This window comes from Flavobacterium difficile, from assembly GCF_011392115.1.
Lineage (GTDB): Bacteria > Bacteroidota > Bacteroidia > Flavobacteriales > Flavobacteriaceae > Flavobacterium > Flavobacterium difficile.
The window spans coordinates 364,784-391,280 of sequence record NZ_JAAJBT010000002.1 but is presented as its reverse complement, the minus strand read 5'-3'; the positions used below and the strand labels follow the sequence as shown (position 1 = coordinate 391,280).

The window sequence follows — 26,497 nt, the reverse complement described above, 5'->3', positions numbered from 1 at the left end:
ACATAACTAACTCTAAAAATTATCCAATCAGAAACAAAACTAATAACGGAATAACTACACCGGCAACTGCTAATTTCCAACCTCTTCTAGCAAAAGTATTTTTACCATGAGTAATCATTATTGCGCCAGTTATTGCAATAGTAATTAAAGAGATTCCGAATATATCTGAATAATAAATCCACCAATTTGAAGTGCTTTTATGTAATTTCATGGTCTGACTGATGATAGGTGTCTTCTTAAAAGCAACGATTTCGCCTTTTCCTGTTTTCATATCAATTTCTACGTCGTGTTTTTCAAATGAAATTTTGAATGTTCCTTTCTTTACACCATGACGACGAATTTTATCATCTATGCCTAATTCTTTACCCAAATTTTCTGCATATTGTTCAGAAATCTGGCTTTCTTCAGGCAATTTAACTTGAATGCTTTTGGTTTCAACTGTGTATTTTTCTGGATGCCAATGTTCCCTGTGATTCATTAAAATACCAGAAAAAGCGAAAGAAATGATAAGTCCGATATAAAAATATCCTAAATCGCGGTGAATGTTTCTTCTATTTAATTTCATAAGTGATATAATTATTTTACTAAAATTTATAAGATAAAGTGGTGGAAATCATTCTAGGTGCAATTGGCGTAACCGTGTTATCATCATATACATAATAACTGGTAACGTTAGCAATATTTGACAATCTTGCACGAATAGAAAACGCATTAATTGCATAACCAATTGAAGCATCCACCTGTAAAAATCCATCAACTGGAATTGGCTTTCTGGCTAATTCAGCTGGAGTACTTGCGTTGTTTGGACGTAATCTTCCGCCTAAAATTTTCCCTACATAAGAAGATAACACACCTACTTCTAACCCTTTAAGTTTTGTATTTTCAAATGTGTAAAACATACTGGCATTAGCGGTATTTTTTGGAGTAAAACGAAGTTGCACGCCTTTATCGTAAATATTACTTTTCGTGTATTTGGTTTCATTAAAACTGTAACCCGCCATTACTCTGATATTTTTGAAATTTCCAGCCAAATCAATTTCAACCCCTTTACTGGTGTAAGAACCTGCCAATTCTTTAATATTGGTGTTAACATTATTATTAGAAAAATCGGTTTGAGCCAAATTACTAAAATCAATAACATAACCTGTAACATTTGCGGTTACTTTACCTTTAAAAAGCTCATTTTTTATACCCACTTCATATTGGTTGATGGTAGAAGCTGGTAAAGCATTAAAAAATTTATCAGTTCCTGTATTTAACACAAATGAATCCGAGTAACTAGCAAAAATAGAATTTGTTTTTGTAGGTTGAAATACTAATCCTAATTTAGAAGAAACTATATTATCATTCGTATGAATTTCTACATTTTTAGCAGTGGCATAAGTCAATGTATTTGTGGTGTTTTCTAAATAACTATAACGTAAACCTGCTAAAACTTTCAATTTTTTTGATAATTCTACAAAGTCTTGAACATAAAGTCCGGCACGTTTAACTTCTGCATCAGCATGAGTATTTTTAGTTAAAGTTGGAATCTCTGCGGAAGCAAACGCCGCATTTTTTCCAATAACTACACTTGGATTATAAATATTTATTTTGTCAAAATAATTAATAGTAGCAAAGTTTAAGGTTCCCGTGTTAGAACGATCGGCATCGGCACCCACTAAAAACGTATGTTTCACATTACCTGTTGAAAAATTTCCTGTTAAATCTAATTCTGCGAAGGCATAATCTTGTTTGTTATCTGCTTTTTGCACCCCACGAACCCAGTCACCATTGGCCTGAACTAAATTATTATTAGCAGAAGTTGGAGTAGTATTTCCAGAATTCGGACGAGTACTTGATAATAAATTAGTAGAATATCCTTGGTAGGAAACTAAACTTTTAAACTGCCAAGCTGAATTAATTTGATGTGTTAAAGTCGCTGAAATACTTTCTTGCTTGCTGTCAAATTTAGCCCAATTAAAATTTAAGAAAGCGTTTCTTGGTAATTCAACCACTTTATAATCGATTGTTGCTAAACCGAAATCTGGCGTTCTACTATCTTTTAAATAATCAGCTTCCACTATCAAAGTTGTTTTTTTCGACAAATTGAATAAAAAAGAAGGATTAATATAAAATCTTTCACTGCCAACAACATTTCTAAAACTATTGCCAGTTTCATAACTAGTTACCACTCTATATGCTGAAGTTTGACTAGCATCTAAACTTCCATACATGTCGATTGTAGGTTTATAGAAATCATATTCTGAAGCTCTAAAACTTATTTCTCCACCTTGTTGAAATTTTGGCTTTTTTGTTTCTAAATTTAAAATACCACCTGGAGCTACATTTCCGTATAATAAGGCCGAACTTCCTTTTAGTATTTCGATACTTTCTAAAGAAGAAGTTTCTGGAATTAGAGAACCATTGAAACGAATTCCGTTTTTAAAAGTATTAGAACCACTAAAAGAAAAGCCTCTAGAACCATATTCTTCCTGATTGTTACCAGAGGCGTTACTGGCTCCAGAAACATACACCCCATTTGTATTTCTTAAAGCGTCGGAAATTCTTAAAATTTGTTGTTGTTCAATGGTTGTTCTATCGATAATTGCAGTGGCTTGAGGTAAATCTAAAGCTTTTATTGGAGATTTACCACCATTTACAACTCCTTTTTGAATTTTCTTTGTGATAACTACTTCATCTATAGTTTTTGATTTTTTCTTTATTGAGTCATTTTCCATTTCATAAGAAACATCGTTTAAAGACTCTTTTTGTTGAGAATACGAAATGCTAAACTGTGCTATAAAGGCAAAAAGATATATATATGTTTTCATTGTTTATTTAGAATAAATTAAAATAAAGCGCAAAAGTAGCATCTAAAAACGATAAAAACAAGTTTATTTAGAATAAATAAAAATAATAAAGTTAACGTGTTGGTATCCAAAATCAAAAGATTTAATACTACATTGCATGCGAAATTGAAAAAACTATTAGTTTTTATTCTTTCTTCCCCACCAAATTAAAAATCCAGTAATAGGCATACTTGCGATGAGTAAACTTATTAAAAAAGCAAAAATTTTTCCAGGCAAACCTAAAATGCCACCGGTATGAATGTCGTAATTCATTCTTAGTACTTTATCTGCAATATCGGCTTTATCGAACCTTCCATAGATATGATTCACTTGTAATTCTTTCATAGAATATTGGTCAAAATACCTGTAATCAATTTTCCAATAGGTATCTTCATCAACATTTGCATTAGCTGCTATTGGTGAAAGATCTGATTCAGGAGGATGCACTTCTATTGAAGATACATTTGGATAGGCTTTTCTCATATATAGATAAGTAGAATCTAAGGCATTAATGGGTTGTTGAAGTCCTACTTGAACCTCCGATTTAGGTTCTTCATAAACCAAAGAACTTTCGCCTCCAAAAGCTTTATGATACGAAAAAGCAAACCATTGAAAGCCCCAAACCAAACCTGTTAATGCAAATATTAATGCAATTGATAAAACATAAAAGCCTGTAATATTATGCAAATCATAATTTTTACGTTTCCATTTTGTGGTTTCCTTCCATTTGAACCAAAAACGTTGTTTGGCTACTCTTTTATTTTTAGGATACCAAAGAATGAATCCGGATAGAATTAAAAAAACAAAAAGTAAAGTAGAAGTGGCAACTACGGTCTGACCGATTTCATGAGGCAACCATAAATAAAAATGACCGTTCAATACCCAATGAAAAAAACCTTCATATTGATTTACAGTTGCAATAACTTTTCCAGAATACGGATTCACATAGCATATAAAATAATATTCTGTAGGCTCATTTTGAAAAAAAATGGCTTCAACAGCTTTTTCTGCTCCATGATAATGAATGGCATGTAAATGCTCATTGGGAAATTTTTCGGTTACCATCTCTTCTATTTCAGAAGGTAATAACTGTGGTTTGTTTTCCTTCTGGACATATCTATATGCTTCTGTACTACTTTTTATTTCTTCTTGAAAAGCGTATAAACAACCAGTGATAGCTACTATAAAAACTATAATTCCTGTAGATAAGCCCAACCAAAGATGCACCAATCTGATACTTTTTTTTACATTCATTTTTAAAAAATTAAAAAAGGTAAAACTCCTCATCTGATTAACAAATGAGAAGTTTACCCAAAACAAACAAATTGACTAAAACTTAAACGTTAATCCGGCAGTAATACTTCTTAATCTTTGAGGTGTTACTGTAGACCAGCCGGTAAAATATTTTTCATTTAATAAATTATTGACTTTTAAAGTCAAATTAAACTTATCATTATTATAAGAAACTGCGGTATTTAACACCGTATAATCAGGTAATACAAAAGTTCCAATTACGGCTCTGTTTAGTGTTTTGTGTTCTGAGGCATAATTTCCTCCAAATCCGAAACCTAAACCTTTCCATTTACCATGAGAAAGTGTATAATTGGCCCAAAAATTCACTAAAGTTTCTGGTCCGGCTTCCTCTGGACGTAATCCTAAATATCCTGCAGCTGGTGCATCTTTAGTTACTTCACTTTTATTGGTACTGAATCCTGTAATAATATTTAAACCTTTAGTTGGATTAACGGTAACGCTCAACTCTACACCTTTACTTTCCACTTCTCCGCCCTGAATGGAAGCATTCGGATTATTTGGATCTGCCATTAATCGGTTTTTAACAGTTATATCATAATAACTTAATGAAGCAGACACCATTTCTTTATATAAATTGGTTTTTAATCCGAACTCATATTGATTCGCGTGTTCAGGATCAAAAGTTGCTACTCTTGTGTTGGTTCCATCTACGTTTACTAAACCAGGTTCAATATTTTTAAAACCGTTCATGTAATTTCCAAAAACAGACACTTTATTTTCGATAATTTGATATACCAATCCAAATTTTGGCGATAAGGCAACTTGACTTTTTACTTCATCTGTAGCATAATAAGAAGTTTTTCCTTTGAATTCATCTACACGCAAACTGGCCATCACAGACAGTTGATCTGTAAAATTAATCACATTAGAAACATACGCACTTACTACTTGAGTTTCGGCATTTGTATTGGGTTCATTAGTACCAGCAAGTAAATTATCGACACCTGCTTGCGTTAAATTAGCTTGTCCCGAATCGGATTGATTTAGTAAAGAAACCGTTCCTCCATTCACCCAGCCAGAACTTCCGTTTAAAATGTTAGATTGATAAAAATCAAGCCCCACAACCATTCTGTTTCTGAAATTTCCGATTTTAAAATCGCCTATAAAGTTTTGCTGTAAATCGGTGGCTAAGGTTTCTCCATTTCTTTTCGATATATATCTGGTAAATGTATCACCGTTTGAATCATCAAATAAATAAGAATAATAACCATCTGTTTTAGATTGACTTCTTGATAAAACGGTTTGTGAAGTCCAATTATTCGATAATTTATATAACATCTGAGTTTGTAAATTAAACGAAGGATTGCTAATGGTTAATTCATTAGATGTGTATGATTTTTTATAATTTTGTTCGAATAATGTAATCGAATTAAACGTTAAAGGCGAAAATCTACTTAAGAAAAGCATTGGAGCATTTGCTGCATTTCTGTTTGAAAATTCAGAATTAATTAAAAAAGTCAATTTATCTGATACTTTATAACTTAAAGAAGGTGCAAAAAAGAAAGACTTTGTAAATCCTGCATCTTGAAAAGAATTTTCTTTTTGATACGCAGAATTCATACGAATTGAAACATCATTATTCAAAGGAATGTTAACATCTGCTGTTACACGATCCATTCCATAAGTCCCAGAATTGTAACTTACTTCACCACCAAAATTAGAAAACGGTTTTTTGGTAACTATATTAATCAATCCACCGTATGAAATTAAACTGCTTCCAAACAAAGTTCCAGATGGACCTTTAATTACTTCAATATTATCGACATTAATTGGGTCTATGCTACCATTATTAATTCCTGGTAAACCATTAATCATTGTAGGTTGAACAGAAAATCCTCTCATGGTATAAAACTCGGCCCCATCTCCGCCTCTACCAGTAGATTCCCATAAACGAGTAACTCCAGTTGCGTTTTTTAAAGCATCATTAAAATTAGTAACCACTTGTTCTTTTAATAATTCATTTGTAATGGTAGTGTATACCTGCGGATTTTCTATATCTCTTAATGGCATTTTAGAAACAGTAGCACTTTTTTCTCTTTTATATTTTTGCCAATTCAGGTTAATTTTCACTTCTTCAATGGTATTAACAGAATCCTTCTTCACTTCTTGAGCAATTAACATTGAAGGCAAACTCAACAATAACAGATAGTTTAGATGTTTTTTCATTATTATTTTTATTTAGAATGAATAAATTTAAAGCACAAAACTACTACAGAAAATTGAATAATAAAAGTTTATTTAGAATAAATAAAAATAATATTTATAAAATATTGAAATAGAATTAATTAAAACAGTGCATTAAATTCGTAAAAAGAATTACTTTTTTTTAGTAACTTTGCACTGAAAAATACAGATTAATATGTTAGACAGATTGCAATATGTAAAACAACGTTTCGATGAAATATCAGATTTAATTATACAGCCTGATGTGATTGCCGATCAGAAACGTTATGTTCAATTAAACCAAGAATACAAAAGTTTAAACGCTTTAGTACAAAAGCGTGAAGAATATATAAACCTTGATGCAAATATTAAAGAAGCACAAGAAATAATTGCTGATGGTTCGGATGCCGAAATGGTAGAAATGGCTAAAATGCAGTTGGAAGAAGCCAAAGAACGTTTACCTGAATTGGAAGAAGAAATCAAATTTATGTTGATTCCTAAAGATCCAGAAGATGCTAAAAATGTAATGGTAGAAATTCGTGCTGGAACTGGTGGTGATGAAGCTTCTATTTTTGCAGGTGATTTATATAGAATGTATACCAAATATTGCGAAAGTCGTGGTTGGAAATGTTCTGTAGTAGACATGAGTGATGGAACTTCTGGTGGCTTCAAAGAGGTAATTTTTGAAGTAACTGGTGAAGATGTATACGGAGCCTTGAAGTACGAAGCTGGAGTACACCGTGTACAACGAGTTCCTCAAACGGAAACGCAAGGGCGTGTACACACTTCTGCAGCAACCGTTATGGTTTTACCAGAAGCAGAAGAGTTTGATGTTCAAATTGACATGAATGATGTTCGTGTAGATTTTTTCTGTTCGTCTGGACCAGGTGGTCAATCGGTAAATACCACAAAATCTGCCGTTCGTTTAACACACATTCCTTCTGGATTAGTAGCACAATGTCAGGATCAAAAATCGCAACATAAAAATAAAGATAAAGCCTTAACTGTTTTGCGATCTCGTTTATATGAACAAGAATTAGCAAAAAAACAAGAAGAAGATGCTAAAACGCGTACTTCTCAAGTAAGTTCTGGTGACCGATCTGCAAAAATTAGAACCTACAATTATCCACAAGGTCGTGTCACAGATCATAGAATTGGAGTTGACGTTTTTGATATGGACGGTGTAATGTCTGGTAAAATTCATAAATTTATTGACGAATTACAATTGGTAGCAAATACTGAAAAATTAAAAGAATCTGAAGTATATTAATACATGTACGAAGTTTAAATAAACAAAAAACTCTGAATAACTTTCAGAGTTTTTTTATAAACACCTACAAATCAATAGTTTTTTACAATCAAAATAGTTACTTTTATCATAAAAATTGATACCATGACAATTACTCAATTATATTACGTTTTAGCCGTTGCCGAAAATAAAAATTTTACTTTAGCTGCAGAAAAATGTTTCGTAACACAACCGACTTTAAGTATGCAAATTCAAAAATTAGAAGAAGAATTAGGCATTCAAATTTTTGACAGAACTAAAAAACCAATTGGTTTGACAGACGTGGGAAGCAAAATTGTAACACAAGCGAAAAATATTGTAAACGAAGCCAATAGAATTAAAGATATTGTAGACCAACAAAAAGGGTTTATTGGTGGCGATTTCCGAATTGGAATTATTCCGACAATTATGCCCACTTTATTACCAATGTTTTTAAATACGTTTATTAAAAAATATCCTAAAATCAACTTAATTGTAGAAGAATTAAATACGGTTGACATCATTTCAAAATTAAAAAATGGGCATTTAGATTGTGCAATTGCTGCCACGCCTTTAGATGAAGAAAAACTAAAAGAAATTGTATTGTACTACGAACCATTTGTAGCATATATTCCTGATAATAGTCAAAATAACAGCAAAAAAGAACTCGAAGTTTCCGATTTAGATGTAGAAAAAATCTTGCTTTTACAAGATGGACATTGTTTCAGAAATAGTGTTTTGAATTTATGTAAAACCAATAATTTTATGGGAGAACATCACTTTCAACTAGAAAGCGGAAGTTTTGAAACCTTAATCAAATTATCTGATGAAGGTTTAGGAACAACGCTTCTTCCCTATTTACATACGTTAGATTTAAACGAAAAAAACAAAGCTAAACTAAGACAATTCGCCAATCCAAAACCATCTAGAGAAGTAAGTTTAATTTTCTCCAAAAACGAATTAAAAATTCATATTATTGATGCGTTAAAAAACACGATTCAAGGCGTTGTTCGTGGTGCGATAGCATTTAGTGATGTAGAAATTGTGAGTCCGAAATAGATTAGTATTCAGTCGCAGTTTACAGTCGCAGTTTGCAGTTACAGTTTACAGTAAGCGGTATACAGTAAGCTGTTTTGAGCACAAATTCTAAAAAAAAGAACTAAAACTGTGACTGTACATAGAAACTGTATACTGAGACTGAATAATGAAACTGAATACTGAGACTGCGACTGTAAACTGTGACTAAATCACATTCACATCACCTTTTCCTTCTCTCACCACAATTGGTTCATGACCGGTTAAATCGATAATGGTTGAGGCTACGTTTTCACCATACCCACCATCAATCACTAAATCGACTTGATTTTGCCATTTTTCGAAAATTAATTCAGGATCTGTAGAATATTCAATAACCTCATCTTCATCGTGAATAGATGTTGAAACAATTGGATTGCCTAACATTTCCACAATTTGAATGGCAATTCTATTATCTGGTACTCTAATTCCGACAGTTTTTTTCTTACGGAAGTCTTTTGGTAAATCGTTATTTCCTGGTAAAATAAACGTATACGCACCTGGTAAAGCACGTTTTAAAATTTTGAAAGTTGGTGTATCAATTTGTTTCACGTAATCGGAAATGTTACTCAAACTACTACAAACAAAAGAAAAATTGGCTTTTTCTAACTTAATTCCTTTCAATTTGGCTAATCGTTCCAATGCACGAGAATTGGTAATATCACAACCTAAACCGTATACTGTATCTGTTGGATAAATGACCAATCCACCATTTTTTAAAACCTCAACCACTTTTTTAATGGCGGCTTCACTAGGTTTGTCTTCGTAAATTTTTAAAAATTCTGCCATTGTTTTAGAAATTAGATGTTAGAAATTAGATGTTAGAAATCTTTTAAAAATTTTAAATCATCAATTTTATAAGCCAAATCACTTTCAAAATCTTTAATTATATTTCCATTGACTTTCAAATGATAAATATCTATTTGAATTATATTTTTTGATTTAATATTAATATAAAAATCCGTTTTAAATTTTATGAAACCAATCGGTTTAGCTTTTTTTAACGCCTGAATCAATTGTATTATTTCAGTTTTATTAAGTTCTTTTATTTGGGCAAATTTACCGCCCGATTTAAAATCAGGCCTTTCTAATTCAACTTTGGTAATCTCATTTAAAAATACAGGAAAATCTAGTTTATCATTCTTTTCACAAGAAGAGAAAATGAATAAACTAAAAACCAAAAAAATCTTTATCATAAAATCTTTAAACCTATCCCTTTTCCCTTGGTTCCTTTAACTTGATTCTTTTTACTTAGCTCTTTTTACTTAGCTCTTTTTACTTGACTCTTTTTACTTGGCTCTTTTTACTTGGCTCATTTTACTTGGCTCTTTTTACGTGGCTCTTTTTACGTGGCTCTTTTTACTTGACTCTTTTTACTTAGCTCTTTTTACTTAGCTCTTTTTACTTGGCTCTTTTTACTTAGCTCTTTTTACTTGGCTCTTTTTACGTGGCTCTTTTTACTTGACTCTTTTTACTTAGCTCTTTTTACTTAGCTCTTTTTACTTGACTCTTTTTACTTGACTCTTTTTACTTGACTCTTTTTACTTAGCTCTTTTTACTTGGCTCTTTTTACTTGGCTCTTTTTACTTGGCTCTTTTTACTTAACTCTTTTTACTTGGCTCTTTCCTCTTAACCTACCCAATCACATTCAACTTCGCAAATCGCAACAACAACTTTTTTAAGCCGCCTACATCAAAACGAATTTCTGCTTTTTTGTCGGCACCAGCGCCTTCTAAACCTACTATTTCTCCTTTTCCAAAGCGTTCGTGCATAACGATGTTTCCAACGGCTAAATTGCCATCAAATAAATTGGTTTTATCCGCAGAGCTTGTGCCACTACTTACCGGTTTTAATCTTCTGATATTAACAGACGAAATTGGTTCGTTTTTGGTAATATATTCTGGTGGTGTTCCTGCTTTGGGTTTCGCTAATCGCAATTTTGATTTATCCACATCACCAAAAATATCGATATCCATTGATGGTTTGTATCGGTAACCTGTATCAATCGGATTCATATAATCTAAATACTCGTCATTAATTTCTTCAATAAATCGAGACGGTTCGCTATCTACTAATTTTCCCCAACGGTAACGCGATTGTGCATAGGTCAGATACGCTTGATGTTCGGCACGAGTTAAAGCAACATAAAACAAACGGCGTTCTTCTTCCAATTCGCTTCTTGTGTTCATACTCATCGCACTTGGAAACAAATCTTCTTCCATTCCGACCACGAAAACATGAGGAAATTCTAGTCCTTTTGCCAAGTGAATCGTCATTAACGCCACACGATCATCATCACCAGTATCTTTATCTAAATCAGTTGCCAAAGCCACATCTTCTAAAAATTCTGCCAAAGCACCACGAGCACCATCAATTTCTTTCTGACCTTCGGTGAAATCTTTAATACCGTTTAGTAATTCTTCAATATTTTCAATACGAGCAATTCCTTCTGGTGTACCGTCTTTTTTCAATTCTTGCACCAAACCGGTTTTCTTAGTTACGTGATCTGTTAACGTAAAGGCATCTTGTTGTTCATTGATCACTTGGAAACTTTTAATCATCGTTACAAAAACTTGCAACTTGGTTTTGGTTCCCGAATTTAATTTTAAATCGATTTTATCAATGTGCTCCATCACTTCAAAAATGGAACGTTTGTAATGATTGGCTGCAACCGTTAGTTTTTCTACAGTTGTATCACCAATTCCACGAGCTGGATAATTGATAACTCGCACTAAAGCTTCTTCATCTTTCGGATTGATAACCAATCGTAAATATGCTAAAACATCTTTAATTTCTTTGCGTTGATAAAACGATAAACCACCATAAATTCGATACGGAATATCTCTTTTTCGCAACGCATCTTCCATAGCACGAGATTGGGCATTGGTTCGATACAAAATTGCAAAATGAGAATTTGGTAATTGGTTTTGCATCTTTTGTTCGAAAATAGTTCCGGCTACAAAACGTCCTTCTTCTCCATCTGTAATACTTCTGTGGACTTTTATTTTCGGACCATCATCATTGGCTGTCCAAACAATTTTATCTAGTTTGGTTTTATTTTTATCGATAACATTATTCGCTGCTTCCACGATATTTTTTGAAGAACGATAATTTTGTTCTAATCGGTACATTTTTACACCTTCGTAATCTTTTTGAAAGTTTAAAATGTTGTTGATATTCGCACCACGGAATGCATAAATACTTTGTGCATCATCACCTACCACACAAATGTTTTGAAATCTGTCTGAAAGAGCTTTTACAATTAAATATTGCGAGTGATTCGTATCTTGGTACTCATCCACTAAAATGTATCTAAATCTATCTTGGTATTTGGCTAAAACATCGGGAAAACGATTTAATAACTCGTTGGTTTTTAACAATAAATCATCAAAATCCATTGCGCCCGATTTGAAACAACGCTCTACATAATTGTTGTAAATTTCTCCCATTCGAGGCTTTTTGCTCATGGCATCGGCTTCTTGTAATTCGGGATTATTAAAATACGCTCGAACGGTAATTAAAGAGTTTTTATATTGCGAAATTCGACCTAAAATTTGTTTCGGTTTGTATACATCTTTATCCAATTGCATTTCCTTAATAATTCCGCCCAAACAACGTAAAGAATCTTGAGAATCATAAATCGTAAAGTTAGACGGATAGCCTAGCTTATCAGCTTCGCTTCGTAAAATCTTAGCAAAAACGGAGTGAAAAGTTCCCATCCAAAGGTTTTTGGCTTCACTAGCACCTACAATTTCACCAATACGTTTTTTCATTTCACGTGCGGCTTTGTTGGTAAACGTTAAGGATAAAATATTAAAAGCATCAACGCCTTGATACATCAAATTGGCAATACGAACTGTAAGAACTCGAGTTTTACCAGAACCTGCACCTGCAATAACAATCATCGCACCGTCTTTTTGGAGAACTGGCGCACGTTGTGCTTCATTTAGTTGATCTATGTATTGTTGCATTTTAAAAAGAGCTAATTTGATAGCAAAAATACAGATTATGAAGTGATTTCAACTATATTTAGTTGGCATTTAGTTGCAAATTATCAACAATTTTTTTCTCTTCTTTAGTCAATAATAATCCGGAATTAGTTTCCCAATATTCTGTAATTATTGAGTTTTTCTTGTTAATCAATGATTTTTCTTTAAAAACATCATCTTTTTGGTACGGCACAAATTTTCTACTATGTTGAGTCGTCATTAAATAATTAATAACTTCCACTTTATTTTCAACGTCTTTCTTATCCTTTACCATTATACCAATTTCTTCTTTAGTACTGGCTAAAAAATAATCGTCACCATCAACAAGATATAAAGCTTTAAAAGTGGAATTGAAAACTTTTCCCTTTACCACTTTTAAATTGGAAACATCTGAAAACTCAAAACGATTAGGTTCAACGAAATATTCTAATTCTAAAATAATATTCTTTTTAAAATCGTAAACAATAGTAACTGTGGGCAAAAATTCTTCAATTTCTGGTTTGGGTGTGATTACCATTTGATAAAAATTTGCCTTTCCTCTAACGGTTTTAATCTCAAATTCGAATTTCTTTTTGGCTTTCGATTCTGCTAAATTATTGATGTATTTAAAATCGTAATAATTCTGAATGATATCGTACATGTTGTAGCTCAACGTTTTCTTTTCAATCTTTTCATTATTGATCAAATTGTAAGTTCTGTTTTGTTCTACCAAAATATCAGCAGCAAACTTATCTGGTTTTTCTTTCAAACAAAAATTGACTAAACCATCTGAATAAGAAGTATATTCATTATTGTATTTAAAAAATTCTCTCGAATAAATTTTCAGATTTATTGGTGCTGTTAATTGCTTCATCGACTTGTTAATCAGCGTTTTTAAAATACTAAATGATTGTCGGTTTGTAATTACAACGTCTTCAATGTCTTGAGAGATACTTTCTAGTTCTATTATCAGTTCTGGTTCTTTAAAAGTGACCGAGTTCAGCGTTACTTGCTTATATTCTGTTTGAGATACTATTATTCTTGAAGGTTTATCTAACTTAAATTTGACTAATCCTTCTTTATTACTTAAAAAATTCTCATTGGTTCTTAAAATATTAACTAAAACATTTTCTATTAAATTTCCAGTTTTTACATCTTTAAAAATAAGGGTAAATTCCTTCGTCTGTGAAAAAGACAAAAAAGAAAGAAGAAAAAGGAAGAAAAAAAATGCTTTTTTCATTTTTAAATTATTGAGATACAAACAAATATAAGAAAATAAAGATAATTTCAAAATTTAGAAAAAATATTTTAGATTTGTAAAAAAACCGAAAATGAATTTTGAACAGAAATTACTGGAAATTGCAACTTACACTATACCATCAATTATTACTGGTGGTGTGGCATTTGGATTACTACATAAATTTTTTAAAAATGAAGAATACAAACGTAAATTTGAGTTGTTGCGTGAAAACCAACATCAAAGTTTACCAATAAAACTTCAAGCTTACGAGCGAATTGTGTTGTTTTTAGAAAGAATTAATCCAATTAACTTAATGATGCGTGTAGAACCAAACGATTTAGACGCAACAAATTATGCTACTTTTTTAATACACAACATTCAAACCGAATACGAACACAATATTGCGCAGCAAATTTATATCACACAAGATTCCTGGGAAATTGTGATGAAAGCGAAAAACAGTATCATTACACAAATTCGTCAAACTTCTATTAATGGTGAAGTAAAAACTGGAAACGAACTAAGAACTTTTTTACTTACCGAATTAACTCAAACAGAAAGCGCAAGTGCTGTGGCCATTAGTTTTATAAAAGAAGAATTAAAACGTGTTTTTTAAATTCTCCCTATTGTCATGCTGAACTCGTTTCAGCATCTGAACTTGTTTGTAGATAGATGCTGAAACAAGTTCAGAATGACAAAATTATTTTTACTCCTTCAAAAACTTCAAATACAAAGCAGCCGTTTTTTCATCAGCTGTTTCAACCAAAGCTTCTACTCGACTTCTAAACTCTTTGTTTTTCAACAATTCACGAATTTTTTCTCTAGAAAATTTAGTAAACTGCCATTTATGATGTGTTGTAGCTTGAAATAAAGACTGAATTACTTTAGGATTATTTCTGTTTACTGTTAACAAAACATCTAAAGCGTTTTCACGAATTGACGATTCATAATCCTCAGAAGCATATTTTAATAATTCTTCAATACACTCTTTTTGTTCAAATTCTGAAATTTCTCCTTTTGTGATGGTTGTTTTTAACCAAGTAATTCGCAGATTTTTGTCGTTATTTCCTACTTGATTGTTTAACTTGTTTAAAAATCTATTGACTTCATTAGGAAAATTAGTACTCAAATTGACCAATGCAATTTCTCTGGTTTGATATGACGCATCATCAAGGAAAGTTTCATATTGTTTTTGAAACTCGCTAGGAATAATTGTTAGTGTTTCTGCAATGGCTTGTCGGACATACAAGTTTTGTTTCATTCCGATTTCAATCAACTCTTTTTTCTCTTCAAAAGATGTAGTAGCCAATTTATAGAAAATATATTGTTTAATTGGAAAATAAGTATCCGATTGCAATATTGCTTTGTAATTCTCCAAATCCTTTTTCTCTTTGGTGAGTTGAATATAAGCGGCAACCGATTTATTCTTCATCAAATAACTTTCTGCTAAAAGCATATCGAAGCCGGAAGCTTCTAGCCATTTCTTTTTGAAATTTTCAGTATCGAAATGCTTTGCCACTTTTTTGACTTCCGCTAAAAATTCATCTGTAACAACGTTTTTGTATTGGTATTTTTTCAAATATTTTTTTACAGCTTTCTGAAATTTTTTAGCGCCAATATCTTCACGTAACGTATGCAAAGCCCAAGCACCTTTTTTGTAAAACGATAAGGAACTTGCTTTTTCATTCATAACTGGAATCGTATCCGTTTTGGCGGCACTTCTCAATTGCAACGCATAATCGTACAATTCGTTATAGAAATAATCGTCGCCAAAAACTTCTTTCTCAGCTAATAAAGCATAATACGTGGCGAAACCTTCTTGCAACCAATGGTGTTTTCCAGATTGCGCCGTAATTAAATCGCCAAACCATTGATGCGCCAATTCATGTGCATTCACATTGATGTAATTTTTATCATTAAATCCAATCGAATCCACCACAAAATCTTGTGCAAAAATAGTGGATGTGGTATTCTCCATTCCAGCATATAAAAAATCTCTAACTGGAACTTGACGGTAAATTTTCCAAGGATATTTCACGCCGATTTCTTGTTCTAAATAATCGAAAATTTGTTTGGAATAGCGGTAAGTCGGTTCAAATTTAGCCACATCCTTCTTATCAATATAAAACTCTAATGGTGTACCCGATTTGCTTTTGGTTTCTTGCTTTTGAAAATTTCCAATCGCCAACATGACTAAGTAAGACGACATGGGGTTTTGCATATGAAAAGGATATATGCTTGATTTATTATAGCTAGTAAAAGTAAACATATCTCCTTTTCTACTTTGATTTAAACCATTTGCTATAACAGTGAAATTTCTTTTGAAAATCACATTCATATTAAAAATTACCTTCTCATTCACATCATCAAAACTCGGCAACCAATGACTAGTATAGCGACCTTGACCTTGTGTCCAGATTTGCAAATTTTCTTCAGATCCTGTAAAGTATAATGTTTGTTTTGGGATGGCTTTATAATCAAAAGTAACTACATTAAGACCAATATTATAACCTTCATAAAGTAATAATTCTTTTGTATTGTTTTTAAATTTTACTTTATTTCCATTTAAAAGTACTTCTTCAAATTTCATATCCTTTGCATCAATTCTAATGGTATCAATTGCTTTTTGGACATCAAATTGATAAAATACACTTCCTGAAATAGATTTATCAAAAAAGTGAGGTTCTATAACTGCATTACAAATTAAAAAATCAACGGATTTGGTTTGTTGTGAAAAAGTAAGAATAGAAAAAAGCAGAAAAAATAATGTTCTCATAAATAAATTTAAAATCTGATACGAATATAAACATTTTCAAATTCACGGCTTTCTTAATTCACAAATTATAACTTATCTTCGCTTTCAAATTACGATTTACGAATTTGGATTTACGAAGTTTCATTTGAGATTTATTAAAGAAAATAGAACTTCTTCACGTATCATTTTTTTGACATAGATTGGAGAAATTATATAAATTTTTAAAATTTCTTTAATCTGTGTTCCAAACTTCACATTTATTTTAAATATTATCATTGAAAAAGAAAGCCTTATTTAATTGGAGCAGCGGAAAAGATTCTGCCTTTGCTTTATACAAAACCTTACAAAACCAAGAATTCGAAATTGTTTCTTTACTCACAAGTGTAAGCGAACAATACCAGCGTATTTCTATGCACGGCGTTCGTGTAGAACTGTTAGATTTACAAGCTAAAAGTTTGCAATTACCACTAACCAAAATGATGATTCCAGAAATGCCAACGATGGAAGTTTATGAAGAGGTAATGAAAAACACCTTATCAAAATTTAAAGAAAATGGTGTGACACATGCTATTTTTGGTGATATCTTTTTAGAAGATTTGCGAAAATACCGTGAAGACAAACTAAAAGAAGGCGGTTTGGTTGGGGAATTCCCATTATGGAAAATGGATACTAAAGCACTTATTCACGATTTTACAAATTTAGGTTTCAAAACCATCGTAACTTGTGTCAACGAAAAGTATTTAGACCAAAGTTTTGTTGGAAGAATTATCAATGAAGATTTCATTAACGATTTACCAGAAAATGTAGACGTTTGTGGCGAAAACGGCGAATTTCATACGTTCACTTTTGACGGACCGATTTTCAACAATCCAATTGCATTTGAAATCGGAGAAATCGTTCATAAAAAATACGAAAAACCAAAAAACACAACGCCATCTAACACCGCTTGCGATGTAGATTCAGATGAACCTATTTACGGTTTTTGGTATATCGATTTAATTCCGAAATAGGAAACAGATTGTACAGATTAAAATGATTTACATAGTTTTTTTTACACAGATTGGAGAAATTTCCAAAATTTATATAATTTCTTAAATCTGTGTTACAAATTTGATTCCTAATTAAAATAACTTAAATTCGTTCTTAAAATAATCAAACTGAGACTGAACACTAAATACTGAGCACTGAACACTTCAATGAACCTACTCGAAACTCCCATAGAATATTTGAAAGGCGTTGGTCCGCAACGTGGCGATTTACTGCGCAAGGAAATGAACATTCATAAATATGGTGATTTAATCAATTTATATCCGAACAGATACATCGACAGAACCCGTTATTTTAAAATCAATCAGTTGGTAAATAGTAATTCGGAAGTGCAGATTGTGGGAAAAGTCGTTCATATCAAAACCATCGATCAAGGCAAAGGAAAATCGAGATTAGTCGCGACATTTTTAGACGATACGGGTCAAATGGAATTAGTTTGGTTCCAAGGTCAAAAATGGGTAAAAGAAAGTTTAAAACTCAATACCGTTTATGTTATTTTTGGAAAAGTGACGCAATTTGGTTCGGTTTTCAATATGGCACATCCAGAAATGGAATTGTTAGAAGAACACAAAACCGCTTTACGAAGTGCGATGCAACCGGTTTATCCAAGCACAGAAAAACTCAACAATAAAGGCGTTACGAATAAAGTCATCAATAAAATGATGATGCAATTGTTTTCGGAAACCCATCAATTATTTTCGGAAACCTTGCCTGCTTCTATTATGGAAGAATTAAAATTAATTCCGAAAAAAGACGCTTTAATCAACATACATTTTCCGAAAAATCAAGATTTATTAGCCAAAGCGCAATTCCGATTAAAATTTGAAGAATTGTTTTTCATCCAACTGCAATTAATTACGAAAAACTTAATTCGAAAACATAAAATTAAAGGTTTTCCCTTTGAAAAAATCGGCGAAAACTTTAATAACTTTTACAACAATCATTTACCTTTTGAATTGACCAATGCGCAAAAACGCGTATTAAAAGAAATTCGGAACGACTTAGGAAGTCACGCTCAAATGAATCGTTTATTACAAGGCGATGTAGGTTCAGGAAAAACCATTGTTGCGTTAATGTGTATGCTTATCGCGAAAGACAATGGCTTTCAAAGTTGTCTGATGGCTCCAACGGAAATTTTAGCCAATCAACATTATAATGGAATTACCGAATTAGCCAAAGATTTAAACATCAACATCCGAATTTTAACTGGCTCTACGAAAATTGCACAACGAAGAATCATTCATGAAGAATTAGAAAACGGAACGTTAGATATCATCATCGGAACACACGCTTTATTGGAAGATAAAGTCCAATTTAAAAATTTAGGTTTAGCCGTAATTGATGAACAACATCGTTTTGGTGTCGAACAAAGAAGTAAGCTTTGGGGTAAAGCCTCCCCTAGCCCCTCCAAAGGAGGGGAAATCGAACGTGTTAAACAAAAATACGAAACAGCTCGACCATCCACATATAAACTTTTAAAAGAACTTCAAAAAGAAAACAAGAAAAACAGCACACAAGCTGAAGCCATTTTGTGGGAATATTTAAGAAATAAAAATCTTAAGTATAAATTCAGAAGACAACACATTATTGATATTTTCATTGCTGACTTTGTTTGCTTAGAGAAAAAACTAATAATTGAAGTTGATGGCGGCTATCATAACACATTAGAACAAAAAGAAGCTGACGAATTAAGAACACAAATCTTAAATGAAATTGGTTTCAAAGTAATCCGATTTACAAATGAACAAGTTGTTGGCGACATCGATAACGTCATTAATAGGATCAACACAATCATGGCAAGCCTCCCTTCTGGGGAGGTTGGAGGGGCTACTCCCCCTCACGTTCTAGTCATGACGGCGACCCCAATTCCGCGAACTTTAGCAATGAGTTTGTATGGCGACTTAGATATTTCTGTGATTGACGAGTTGCCGCCAGGCAGAAAACCAATTCGAACCGAACACCGATATGATAGTAAGCGTTTAGTGGTTTGGAAATTCTTGAAAGATGAAATCGCTAAAGGCCGACAAGTATATATTGTATATCCGTTAATTCAGGAATCGGAAAAAATGGATTATAAAGATTTGATGGACGGCTATGAAAGTATTTCTCGCGATTTTCCATTGCCACACTACTCCATTTCTATTTTACATGGGAAAATGAAACCCGCCGACAAAGACGAAGAAATGAAACGCTTTGCCGAAGGAAAAACCAATATTATGGTGGCTACAACTGTTATTGAGGTTGGTGTAAATGTACCCAACGCTTCCGTAATGGTGATTGAAAGTGCCGAACGTTTTGGTTTGTCGCAATTGCATCAGTTGCGCGGACGTGTGGGGCGTGGTGCCGAACAAAGTTATTGTATTTTAATGACCGATTACAAACTTTCTGAAGACAGTAAAACCCGAATGGAAACCATGGTGCGCACCAATGACGGATTTGAAATTGCAGAAGTAGATTTAAAATTACGTGGCCCAGGAGATATTATGGGAAAACAACAAAGCGGTGTGTTAAACCTACAAATTGCCGATTTAGTAAAAGACCAAGACATTTTACAAGTCGCACGACATTTAGCCGTAAAACTCCTAAAAGAAGACCCAAGCATGAACTTACCCGAACACGCCAAACTTAAAGAAGTGTTTTTGGAAATTAGTAAGAAGAAAAGTATTTGGAATTATATTAGTTAATGGGTCAATTTTCAATTTGACGATGTGTCAATAGCGCGGATTATCTATCCATGTACCGCTACTGCATGAATCCTTTCGCGAAATAAATAAAAACCCCAAAACTCCAAACCCAATTAGGAGTTTTTTTATGTCAACTAAAAAAATCGTGGCAATATTTTTAAAATATTAAAATTGCCACGAAACCTGTGGCAAATAAATTGTAAATAAAAAATTGCCACTAATTCGCAAATAAAAATTTCATAAAATTCATGCATTAGTGTCTAAAAAAACATTTTATCACAAACTTTCTTTTAATCCAAAAAATTCAAACACTTGTACCTACAAGTATGTTAAAAAAATTGTAAGGTTTTGGCAGTATTAATTAGTAGAAGTAGATTTGTATCGAATATAAGCTAATTACTATGAAGATTAAAACTATCAGTATCACGTTAATTTCCCTAACTCTTTTAGGACTTATTGGTTACCGAATTTCAAAAAATTCAGGAGAATCTGAAAAAAATGATAAAAAAGGAGATAAAAAACCACCATTATCTGTTACTGCTATAGTTGTTTCGTCAAAAGATTTTTCTAATGCAATTTCACTTTCTGGTTCTATTGAAGCCAATGAAAACGTCGAAATTAGAAGTGAAGTATCTGGAATTGTAGAAAAAATTTCTTTCTCAGAAGGTTCAAATGTTAGTAAAGGTCAGGTTTTATTAAAAGTCAACGATATCGAATTGAGAGCGCAATTGTCTCAAGCCCTTACCAAACAAAAATTAGCTGGAGAAAACGAAAGAAGAGCGAAGTTATTACTACAAAAAGAAGCCATCAGTCAGGAAGAATATGATATTGCTAGCGCTGAATTTAGAAGTTTAAAAGCACAAACCCAATTGATTCAAGCTCAAATTGCTAAAACAACTATTAGAGCACCCTTTTCAGGGAAAATTGGTTTGCGAAATATTTCACCTGGAACATACGTAACGCCTACTACAATCATCACCAAATTAGTAAGTTCGAATCAAGTGAAAATTAGTTTTTCTATTCCTGAAAAATATGCTTCAGAAATTGAAAGTAAGGCTTCTATCCTATTTACCATTCCAAATAATCCACAAAAGTTCTCTGCAAAAATTTACGCCATCGAGCCAGAAATTGAAACTGCAACAAGAACCCTAAAAATTCGTGCCATCGCTAATAATTCAAATGGAAAATTATTACCTGGAACGTTCGCCACTATCGAACTTTCTTTAAAAAATATTAAAGATGCGATTGTAATTCCTACCGAAGCGGTTGTACCCATTCAGGATGGAAAAGTAGTTTTTATAGCCAATAACGGAAAAGCTAAAGAAGTAAAAATCGAAACCTTAGCCAGAACAGCCAAAGATGTAGTAGTAACCAGCGGCATCAAATCTGGCGACACCTTATTAACTTCAGGAGTCATGGCATTAAAAGATGAAGCTGAAATAAAAGTACAACTGAAAGAGCCAAGTGAAAAGTAAAAAGAGCCAAGTAAAAAGAGCCAAGTAAAAAGTTAAAAGAGCCAAGTGAAATTTACGATATGAGATATACGATTTACGGGTTTTACTTCATGTAACAATCATTTTTAAAATCCAAAATCATCATTCGTAATTCGTAAATCATCATTCGTAAATCCAAAATCGTAAATCGTAAATCAAAGATGACTTTATCTACATTAAGTATAAAAAGACCTGTTTTTACCATAGTAATTAACCTTTTAATTATTCTGTTTGGTATTTTGGGGTACACCTATTTGGGAGTTCGTGAATTCCCATCTATTGATCCGGCTCAGATTTCTGTTCGTACGAATTATACGGGTGCGAATTCAGACATTATCGAATCACAAATTACGGAACCACTTGAAAAAGCGATTAATTCTATTGATGGAATTCGAAACATTACGTCTTCAAGTAATCAAGGTTCTAGTAACATTACTATCGAATTTAAACTGGAGAAAAACTTAGAAGAAGCGGCTAATGATGTGCGAGATAAAGTATCGCAAGCCGTTAGAAGTTTACCACAAGATATCGACGCGCCACCAGTCGTTTCAAAAGCGGATGCCGATTCGGATGCCATTATTTCGATGACGGTGCAAAGTAACTCCAGAGATGCTTTAGAATTAAGCGATTATGCCGAAAATGTGATAGCGGAAAGAATTCAGACTATTCCTGGTGTGAGTGGTGTTCAAATTTGGGGACAAAAAAGATATTCGATGCGAATTTGGATTGATCCTATCAAACTAAACGCATACGGTGTAACGGTTTCTGATGTAAGAACCGCTTTAGACAAACAAAACGTAGAATTACCTTCCGGAAAATTAACGGGTGCGAATACCGAATTAATGGTTAAAACGCTTGGGAATTTATCAACAGAAAAGGAATTTAATGATATAATTATTGTTTCTAACGAAAATAAAACAGTTCGTTTAAGTGATGTGGGTCGCGCTTCTTTAGAATCAGAAAATTTAGAAACTAAGTTTACCGAATCAGGAAATCCAATGGTTGCCGTAGCAATTGTGCCACAACCAGGAAGTAATTATTTAGAAATTGCCGATCAGTTTTACGAACAATTCGACAAATTAAAAAAAGAATTACCTAAAGATATTAAAATTGATATTGCTTTAGACAATACGCTTTTCATTAAAAAATCAGTAGTTGAAGTTGCGGAAACTTTATTGATTTCAATTATTTTGGTGGTTTTGATCATCTTCTTATTTTTTAGAGATTGGTCTATTGCATTCCGACCATTAATAGATATTCCAGTGTCATTGATTGCAACGTTTTTCATCATGTATTTGTGTGGCTTTTCTATCAATGTATTGACTCTTTTAGCCATCGTATTAGCTACAGGATTAGTAGTAGATGATGGAATTGTGGTGACCGAAAACATCTTCAAAAAAGTAGAAGAAGGCATGTCGCCTATCGAAGCAGCCATTAAAGGTTCGAACGAGATTTTCTTTGCTGTAATTTCAATTTCTATTACACTAGCAGCCGTTTTCTTACCAATTGTGTTTTTAGAAGGTTTCGTAGGGCGTTTGTTCCGAGAGTTTGGTGTGGTAATTGGTGCTGCGGTTTTAATTTCCGCTTTCGTATCTTTAACTTTAACACCAATGTTAAACGCCTATTTAATGAAAGGCGGCGAACAAAAGAAAACGAGATTTTACCATTTTACAGAACCTTATTTTGTAGGATTAAATCAGGGTTACGCGAATGCTCTAAAGAATTTCATGAAAAGAAAATGGTTGAGTTTTCCTATCATTATTATTTGTATTGGCTTAATCGTTTTATTTTTCAAAATTTTACCAAAAGAAACAGCACCTTATGACGACAGAAGTTTAGGTGTAGTAAGTGTTTCAACGCCAGAAGGTTCAACATACGAATATACCGACCGATTCATGACCGAATTGTCTGATTTGATCAACGATTCTATTCCAGAGAAAAAAGTAGCTTTGGTTATTACTTCACCTGGGTTTTTATCTTCTTCTGTAAATACAGGTCGTGTTCGTTTGGCACTTGTAGAACCTAGTGAAAGAACCAAAACACAAAAAGAAATTGTAGATAATTTAAACAAATGGACCAAAAAATATCCGCAAGCTAAAGTCAACGTTTCAGAACAACCTACTATTGCGGTGAATCGTAGAGGTGGTTTACCTATTCAGTACATCATTCAAGCTCCGAATTTTGAGAAATTAAGAGAAAAAATTCCTCAATTCATGGAAGAAGCGAGTAAAAATGAAACTTTCTCAAATGTGGATGTGAATTTAAAATTCAACAAACCAGAAATTAACGTTACCATCAATCGTGAAAAAGCGGAAAGTTTAGGTATTTCTGTTTTAGATGTGGCACAAACTTTACAACTTTCCTTAAGTGGACAACGTTTTGGGTATTTCATGCAGAATGGAAAACAATATCAAGTTATCGGACAATTCGATCAAAAAGATAGAGATGCGCCTTTGGATTTGACTTCTATGTTTGTTAAAAATAAAGCCGGAGAATTGATTCAATTGGATAACGTTGTAGAAGTTGACGAGCAAAGTAATCCACCGCAATTGTTTCATAACAATCGTTACATGTCGGCTACCGTTTCTGCTGGTTTAGCGCCAGGAAAAAGTATGGTGGATGGAATTGATGCCATGGATGAAATCAAAGCTAAAGTTTTAGATGAAACCTTTACCACCGATTTAGGTGGAGAATCAAGAGATTTTGTGGAAAGTAGTTCGAATACTTCATTCGCATTTGGCTTGGCTTTATTATTAATTTATTTGATTTTAGCAGCTCAATTTGAAAGTTTTATCGATCCGTTTATCATCATATTAACGGTTCCGATGGCGGTGGCTGGAGCATTGTTCTCGCTATGGTTATTCGGACAAACTTGGAACATTTTCAGTCAAATTGGAACTGTAATGCTTATCGGATTGGTAACCAAAAACGGAATCTTAATTGTAGAATTTGCGAATCAACTTAGAGAACAAGGCAAACCAAAATACGAAGCCATTATCGAAGCTTCTGAAGCGCGTTTACGACCAATTTTAATGACGAGTTTAGCTATTGCCCTTGGAGCTTTACCAATTGCAATGTCACTTGGAGCAGCTTCAACGAGTAGAATCGGAATGGGTGTTGTTATCGTTGGTGGAACATTGTTTTCATTGGTCTTAACTTTATTTGTAATTCCGGCCATTTATTTAATGTGGTCGAAAGCCAAAAAACACCGACCAGAATTTGATAATTTAGATGCTTTAGAAAGATAAAATAAACCGCAGATTCGCCAATTAAAATCGATTCAAATACAATTTAAAAAATCTGTGAATCTGCGGGTAAACATAAAAACATTATGCAAAATTTATATAAAATAGCTTTTCTTTTCTTAATTGGATTCTCAGCACAAGCACAGGAAATCCTTTCGCTTGAAGACGCTGTAAAAATATCCCTAGAAAATAATTACGATATTAAAATTGCGGAAAACAATTTAAAAATCGACGAAACCAATAACAATTTGGCTAATGCTGGAATTCTTCCATTAGTAAGTTTAAATTTAACGAATAACAACAGTCAAATTGATACCAAACAAACTCAAGCTGGCGGTACTACAAGAGAATTAGACAATGCCAAAAACATGAACTTAAATTATGGAATTGGTTTAGATTGGACCATTTTTGATGGGATGCGAATGTTTGCCAGAAAAGAACAGCTAAAAGTTTTAGAAGAACAAGGGAAATCGGAACTACAAGCGGCTATTTTAACCAAAGTAAGCGATGTGTATGTAACGTATTTCGACTTGGCACAACAACAACAAATGATGGCTTCAATTGATACGGCGATTGTAATTTCAAATCAACGTTTAGAAACGGCTAAAAACAGATTTAGTATTGGTAAAGCTTCTAAATTAGAAGTGTTAAATGCTCAAGTAGATTTAAATACCGATTTGAGTTTATTATTAAAACAAAAAGAACTTTACCGAATCACTAAAATCAGAATGAACGAATTATTAGTTAGAGAGTTGTTAACTGATTTTAAAGTTAACTCTGAAATAACTGTAGCACAAAACTTAGATTTCAACGAACTCAAAGCTACTGCTGAAAAACAAAATCCGCAGTTGCAAGCTCAAATTCTAACCAAAAAAGTAGCCGATTTAAATTTAAAACAAGTGAAAGCCAATCGTTATCCAACTGTTAGATTGACATCTGGATATAATTTCACCCGTTCAGAAGCCTCTTTAGGATTCGTAACACAATCATCTGGACAAGGTTTTGTTTACGGAGTTTCTGCTTCATTACCTATTTTTAATGGTTTTCTTCAAAATAAAAATGAAAAAGTGGCCCGATATCAAGTTGAAAACGCGAATTATGTTTTAGAACAACAAAAATTGTCGTTAACCTCGCAATTAGGTAGCTTATTTGCCAGTTATCAAACGAATTTAGAGTTAGTAAAAGTGGAAGAAAAAAACTTAGAAATTGCTAAACAAAATCTAGATATTACACTTGCAAAATTCAAAATCGGTACCATAACAACTCTTGAATTTAGAACCGCACAACAAAACTTTATAGAAGCTTCAGTTCGTTATTCTAATGCGCAATATGTTACCAAACTTTCAGAAATCAACTTAAAAGAATTGGCAGGAACTTTAAAATTAAATTAGTAAAAACACTTGTTTCTTTTTACTT

Annotated in this window: 17 protein-coding genes; 8 read left to right on the top strand and 9 right to left on the bottom strand. The window is 32.7% G+C overall.

Annotated elements, in window-relative coordinates:
• Positions 1-19 precede the first annotated feature (19 nt).
• The 4 genes from G4D72_RS04715 to G4D72_RS04700 form a co-directional block, all read right to left on the bottom strand.
• Positions 20-565 carry a PepSY-associated TM helix domain-containing protein gene (locus G4D72_RS04715; RefSeq protein WP_166076464.1) on the bottom strand — a complete coding sequence of 182 codons (546 nt, stop codon included), beginning with the start codon at positions 563-565 and terminating at the stop codon, positions 20-22.
• Between the two features lie 19 nt (positions 566-584).
• A complete protein-coding gene (locus G4D72_RS04710; RefSeq protein WP_166076463.1) occupies positions 585-2,813 on the bottom strand; it encodes a TonB-dependent siderophore receptor in 2,229 nt (742 codons plus the stop codon).
• A gap of 156 nt (positions 2,814-2,969) precedes the next feature.
• Positions 2,970-4,085, bottom strand: a complete 1,116-nt coding sequence (locus tag G4D72_RS04705; protein ID WP_166076462.1) for a PepSY-associated TM helix domain-containing protein — start codon at positions 4,083-4,085, stop codon at positions 2,970-2,972.
• Positions 4,086-4,160: 75 nt separating this feature from the next.
• A complete protein-coding gene (locus G4D72_RS04700; protein WP_166076461.1) occupies positions 4,161-6,311 on the bottom strand; it encodes a TonB-dependent siderophore receptor in 2,151 nt (716 codons plus the stop codon).
• A 193-nt stretch (positions 6,312-6,504) separates the two neighbouring features.
• Between G4D72_RS04700 and prfA the strand changes: the two genes are divergently transcribed.
• Together prfA and G4D72_RS04690 are read left to right on the top strand one after the other, a co-directional pair.
• Positions 6,505-7,578: a peptide chain release factor 1 gene (gene prfA / locus G4D72_RS04695; RefSeq protein ID WP_166076460.1), complete on the top strand. Its 1,074-nt coding sequence runs from the start codon at positions 6,505-6,507 to the stop codon at positions 7,576-7,578.
• Positions 7,579-7,701: 123 nt separating this feature from the next.
• On the top strand, positions 7,702-8,634 hold the full coding sequence (locus G4D72_RS04690) for a LysR substrate-binding domain-containing protein (RefSeq protein WP_166076459.1): 933 nt from the start codon (positions 7,702-7,704) through the stop codon (positions 8,632-8,634).
• A 183-nt stretch (positions 8,635-8,817) separates the two neighbouring features.
• Here G4D72_RS04690 and G4D72_RS04685 read toward each other — a convergent pair whose 3' ends face one another.
• The 4 genes from G4D72_RS04685 to G4D72_RS04670 form a co-directional block, all read right to left on the bottom strand.
• Complete coding sequence (locus G4D72_RS04685; protein ID WP_166076458.1) at positions 8,818-9,438, bottom strand: L-threonylcarbamoyladenylate synthase; 621 nt, start codon at positions 9,436-9,438, stop codon at positions 8,818-8,820.
• 32 nt (positions 9,439-9,470) lie between these two features.
• Positions 9,471-9,845, bottom strand: a complete 375-nt coding sequence (locus G4D72_RS04680) for a hypothetical protein (protein ID WP_207784858.1) — start codon at positions 9,843-9,845, stop codon at positions 9,471-9,473.
• 438 nt (positions 9,846-10,283) lie between these two features.
• On the bottom strand, positions 10,284-12,620 hold the full coding sequence (locus G4D72_RS04675) for an ATP-dependent helicase (RefSeq protein ID WP_166076456.1): 2,337 nt from the start codon (positions 12,618-12,620) through the stop codon (positions 10,284-10,286).
• Positions 12,621-12,678: 58 nt separating this feature from the next.
• Positions 12,679-13,857 carry a hypothetical protein gene (locus G4D72_RS04670; protein WP_166076455.1) on the bottom strand — a complete coding sequence of 393 codons (1,179 nt, stop codon included), beginning with the start codon at positions 13,855-13,857 and terminating at the stop codon, positions 12,679-12,681.
• Between the two features lie 91 nt (positions 13,858-13,948).
• Here G4D72_RS04670 and G4D72_RS04665 point away from each other — a divergent pair, with 91 nt between their 5' ends.
• Positions 13,949-14,473, top strand: coding sequence for a DUF7935 family protein (locus G4D72_RS04665; RefSeq protein ID WP_166076454.1), 525 nt, complete (start codon positions 13,949-13,951; stop codon positions 14,471-14,473).
• Positions 14,474-14,563: 90 nt separating this feature from the next.
• On the opposite strand, the gene G4D72_RS04660 is transcribed toward G4D72_RS04665, so the two are convergent.
• Positions 14,564-16,633 (bottom strand): M1 family metallopeptidase, encoded by a 2,070-nt coding sequence (locus G4D72_RS04660; RefSeq protein WP_166076453.1) that lies wholly within the window; start codon positions 16,631-16,633, stop codon positions 14,564-14,566.
• Between the two features lie 254 nt (positions 16,634-16,887).
• Here G4D72_RS04660 and G4D72_RS04655 point away from each other — a divergent pair, with 254 nt between their 5' ends.
• The 5 genes from G4D72_RS04655 (at position 16,888) to G4D72_RS04635 (ending at position 26,472) form a co-directional block, all read left to right on the top strand.
• Positions 16,888-17,622, top strand: coding sequence for a Dph6-related ATP pyrophosphatase (locus G4D72_RS04655; RefSeq protein WP_166076452.1), 735 nt, complete (start codon positions 16,888-16,890; stop codon positions 17,620-17,622).
• Between the two features lie 186 nt (positions 17,623-17,808).
• Entirely contained in the window at positions 17,809-20,343 is a 2,535-nt protein-coding gene (locus G4D72_RS04650; protein WP_166076451.1) for a DUF559 domain-containing protein, read from the top strand.
• Positions 20,344-20,744: 401 nt separating this feature from the next.
• The gene (locus G4D72_RS04645; protein ID WP_166076450.1) at positions 20,745-21,818 is read left to right on the top strand and encodes an efflux RND transporter periplasmic adaptor subunit; all 1,074 of its coding nucleotides are present in this window, start codon (positions 20,745-20,747) and stop codon (positions 21,816-21,818) included.
• Between the two features lie 179 nt (positions 21,819-21,997).
• On the top strand, positions 21,998-25,084 hold the full coding sequence (locus G4D72_RS04640; RefSeq protein WP_166076449.1) for an efflux RND transporter permease subunit: 3,087 nt from the start codon (positions 21,998-22,000) through the stop codon (positions 25,082-25,084).
• A gap of 83 nt (positions 25,085-25,167) precedes the next feature.
• Entirely contained in the window at positions 25,168-26,472 is a 1,305-nt protein-coding gene (locus tag G4D72_RS04635; RefSeq protein WP_166076448.1) for a TolC family protein, read from the top strand.
• Positions 26,473-26,497 lie beyond the last annotated feature (25 nt).